The following is a 4,098-nucleotide window of genomic DNA, read 5'->3' on the forward strand; positions in this document are numbered from 1 at the left end:
GACAATAATAGTTTCATGTTTTTATTAACGTTTATTCCTCCGAATTCGCTTCAGAATTACTTTTCGCAAAATTATTATTTATTCCTTACTCATTTAAAAAGATTATTACAACCGAAATTTTTGGAAGAACCCAATTTACGCATTAACCCGGATGAAGGGCCAACTTCTTTTATCACGTTATTGGACGGTTTATTTACACAACTCGTTTTTGCAACACCAAAGGACTTTGATCATTCCCTGCGCATATTCTGGGACATTTACTGGAATGGGCTTATTAAAACTAAATCACAAAAAGAAGGGGATGATTAGGTTGAACAATATTGCTGCAGGACAGCGTTTGTGGAATAAAAATTTTATTGTTTTAGCTTTATCAAATTTACTGCTTTTTATGGTTTTTGATATGTTAATGCCTACATTGCCGGTATTCATCGCTAAGAATGGGGGAACCAGTTCGCAAATCGGTTTTATTATGGGGGCTTTTACCTTCTCCGCTATCTTTATTCGTGTGCTAACCGGCAATTTGGGGCACAGACTTAATCAAAAAACACTGCTCGTTTTAGGTGTTGCCGTTTGCATGCTGGCTACCGCCAGTTATTATTGGAGTACTTCCAGTCTGAGCACGGTTGCTATCCGCCTGCTGCATGGCTTAGGATTTGGTGTGGCCACTACGTTATACGCGACCTTGGCGGCTGCCTTTATCCCGGCAAGCCAGCGGGGTGAAGGGCTTGGTTATTTTGGGGTCGGCGAAACCATCGGTATTTCGGTTGGGCCTTTTGTAGGTATCTGGCTCATGGAGCAGCATGGTTTTGACAGCGTCTTTGGCGTTGGCACACTCATTTTACTATTTGCTGTTTTCGTTACATTGACGGTTGCCGGTCCAATAACAACTGAAGAAGAAAGAAAGCCGCTCCAGCGGGAAATGCAGCAAGAGAATTCACTACTTGAAATATTCATAGAAAAACGCGTATTGCTGCAGTCTGGTCTGGCCTTATTACTCGGCCTGTCTTTTGGGGGTATCCTGGCTTTTGTTGTTTTATATGCCCAGGAAGCCGCAATTGCCAATGTTGCCTATTTCTTTTTTGTGAATGCCACAGCTGGCTTACTTGTACGCTTTGTGGGGGGGAAGATATTTGATCAGAAAGGACCGGGGATTCTGATCGGCGCTTCTGCTATTCTTTGCAGCATCGGCACTTTTTTGCTGGCTACGGCTTCGACCACGACTGCCCTCATTTTTGCCGCCGCTTTTTATGGAACCGGTATGGGGGCCGCATTTCCTGCTTTACAGGCCTGGTGCATCAATGTTGTGCCGGTGAACCGGCGCGAACACGCAATGGGCACTTTTTTAAATTCTTTTGATTTAGGCATCGGTTTAGGAGCTATTTTGCTAGGGGCTATCGTGGCACTGACCGGATATTCCATGATGTATATAGCGTCAATCTTGTTTCTCATCCTCTATTGGCTGCTTTATCAGATTTTCGGCAGACGGCAAAACGCGATTCAGCATTTGCCATTAGAAAAGAATTAAATATATATGCAGAGGATTCGCAGCCGGTCATCAACAAATCATTATGTTTAAACGGAACCATACCGTTGCTGATGGTTGAACAGCGGCTGTTTGATCAACAAAATAAACCTATCGGTTGGGAAAAAACATATCATAAACATGAGTATGGAAAAATAAAGCCTGTTCGGATAAAAGAGAGAAGGATAGAATATATCCTTCTCTTTTGGTTAACAAAAAAGCCGCCCTCACTCAAAAATGTGAAGGCGGCTCTATAAAAATGGCTAGCATTTATTTAGCAATACGTTTTTCGGCCCTTGCGACAATTGCGTCCAGTTCATTGAGAACATCATCACTCAATGAAGTCTGCGGGCCTTTGGCCAGGATTTCCTTTACTTTTTCCTTAACGAATGAATCAACATCTTTTTTCCCGCCGGCAATCCATTGGTCATGACTCTGGCTTGCCAATGCATATGGCTCCCAGAAGCTTCTGACGTGTTTAGCGGTCTGTTCCTCAGCGAAGAAGTTTCCACCGGGGCCGACTCTGTCGATAATATCTTCCGCCAAAGTATAGGGGCTAACTTCGATCCCCTCGGTCAGACGGCTGGTAAAACCGATTGCCTCGTCGTAAAATACGAGACCCTCCAGGCAAGAAGAGTTGCCGCCTTCCAAAACACCCATACCCCAGTTCCAGTTGCTTCCGCAAAGCCAAGCGTCATAGCAATTGGTGGCTGCATCGAAAATGTATTGCTGATTGATGCAGGACGCATCGGTGCCAAGAGTATTGAGAGCAAAAGGCAATTTAAGATAACGGAACACATCGGCGCTGGCGGAATTGGCCAGATGAAGTTCAGGACGGGAGTGAGTGACGTTACCTGTTCTCATATTCATATTATCGCAAAATTTAGAGGCTACAAAGGGCGCGCCTTTTCTCGTCAACTGGCTGACCAGCAAGCCAACGAGCGTATCGGCCATACCTACCGCGATAGTCCCCGCCGCGGTAACAGGGCCCACGCAGCCAAAGGAAATGCCGGCAATATAGACGACGGGGAATCGTTTTTCCGCCGCATACATGACTTGGGACAGGCCGTTATCGGTGTGAATCAAGGGGTCAACAGGACAAATAAGGCATAGAGCTCTGGGTCTCTCCGCAAGCTTTTGCGAACCACCGGCAACCGCCTCAAACATCTCGACGACGCTGGCGAAATTTTCGAGACTGTGGGACCAGCACATCATCGGTTTTGTGGTATTGGGCAGTGCGTGGCGGATTTCATAAACTTCCGCCAAATCGGGATTACAATCGGATACAAGTGTTAATCCGCTTGCATAGGTGACGTTCGGCAGGGCGTCACAGACCATGGCGGCCTTAGCGCAGTCTGACTTTAAGCCACGGCGCTTTTGGCCTGTTTCGCTGTCAAGAATGAATGTATCGCCCATTGTGGGACCGAAGTTGACTTCGTAGGGTGCCAACTTCGCAGCAGGCTGGCCAGACTGGTTATAAAAAGTAAGCTGGGAAGGAGCGCTGTTGACAGCCCATTCCATCAACGAAGCAGGGATTCTCACTCTGTCGCCGTCGATCAGGCAACCCGCCTCCTTCATTAACTCCCGGGCTTTTTCGTTCTGGACCAGGCAGCCTGTCCTTTCCAAAACGCGGAAGGTGGCATTAACGACCTCGGCGCATTGGTTTTGGTCCCATACCCGATACTGAACAGATTGTTTGGTTATAAAATTCGGTTTCACAGTCAATACCTTCTTTCTTCCAATTTATTATTTGCTTTATGCTTGCAGGGTCAAATGGTCCCTGGGGATATCTGCATTAGGATGCAGCTAATAGTTTTTTGCATAGCTCCACAGCGGATGCTGCATCCGGAGCGTAGCCGTCGGCCCCGATTTCATCAGCGAACTCCTGGGAGATAGGAGCGCCGCCAATAATGCATTTCACCTGTAAGCCTTCTTCATTAATTAAATCGATCACTTCTTTCATGTTTAACATCGTAGTAGTTAGAAGCGCCGACATCCCGACTACGCCAGGTTTATGTTCCTTAATTGCCGCCACAAATTTTTCTGCCGGGATATCGATTCCCAGGTTGATTACTGTAAACCCGCCGCTTTCCAGCATCATGGCCACCAAGTTCTTGCCAATGTCATGGAGGTCTCCTCTTACAGTGCCAATCAGTATTTTACCTATCGACGGCATGTCTGTATCTGCTATTAGAGGTCTGACAATTTCGATCCCTGCAGCCATAGCTTTGGCGGCCATTAACACCTCAGGTACGAACATATCGCCGTTTTTGAACCGGGGGCCGACGATATTCATGCCGGCAATTAAACCTTGATTAATAATCTCCAGGGGCTTGACCCCGGCCGCGACCATTGCTGCAGTTTGTTCTCTTACCTGTGCTTCTCTACCGGAAATTACACTTTGGGTTAAGGACTCAAAATCAGCCATTCTACTCACTCCTTATAGTTATAGACTAGTTTCCCCTTAGCGCTATAGAGGATTTAACATATAGTAAAGCAATAACTGTGCCAACAAAATAACGATGGGAAAAACTAATAAAAACGCAGTTCCCTGCGATTTATTGAATATTCTAAAC

At 46.2% G+C, this 4,098-nt stretch carries 4 protein-coding genes; 2 read left to right on the forward strand and 2 right to left on the reverse strand.

Annotated elements, in window-relative coordinates; genetic code table 11:
- Window positions 1-309 (forward strand): hypothetical protein (locus tag VN379_RS23845; protein WP_325538545.1); only part of this gene is annotated, 309 nt, incomplete at its 5' end.
- Between the two features lies 1 nt (window position 310).
- Window positions 311-1,525 (forward strand): MFS transporter, encoded by a 1,215-nt coding sequence (locus VN379_RS23850; RefSeq protein ID WP_325538547.1) that lies wholly within the window; start codon window positions 311-313, stop codon window positions 1,523-1,525.
- Between the two features lie 267 nt (window positions 1,526-1,792).
- On the opposite strand, the gene VN379_RS23855 is transcribed toward VN379_RS23850, so the two are convergent.
- Together VN379_RS23855 and VN379_RS23860 are read right to left on the reverse strand one after the other, a co-directional pair.
- Window positions 1,793-3,241 carry a trimethylamine methyltransferase family protein gene (locus tag VN379_RS23855; protein WP_325538549.1) on the reverse strand — a complete coding sequence of 483 codons (1,449 nt, stop codon included), beginning with the start codon at window positions 3,239-3,241 and terminating at the stop codon, window positions 1,793-1,795.
- A gap of 76 nt (window positions 3,242-3,317) precedes the next feature.
- Window positions 3,318-3,950 (reverse strand): corrinoid protein, encoded by a 633-nt coding sequence (locus VN379_RS23860; RefSeq protein ID WP_325538551.1) that lies wholly within the window; start codon window positions 3,948-3,950, stop codon window positions 3,318-3,320.
- Between the last annotated feature and the right edge of the window lie 148 nt (window positions 3,951-4,098).

It is taken from the genome of Sporomusa sp., from assembly GCF_035561255.1.
Classification (GTDB): domain Bacteria; phylum Bacillota; class Negativicutes; order Sporomusales; family Sporomusaceae; genus Sporomusa.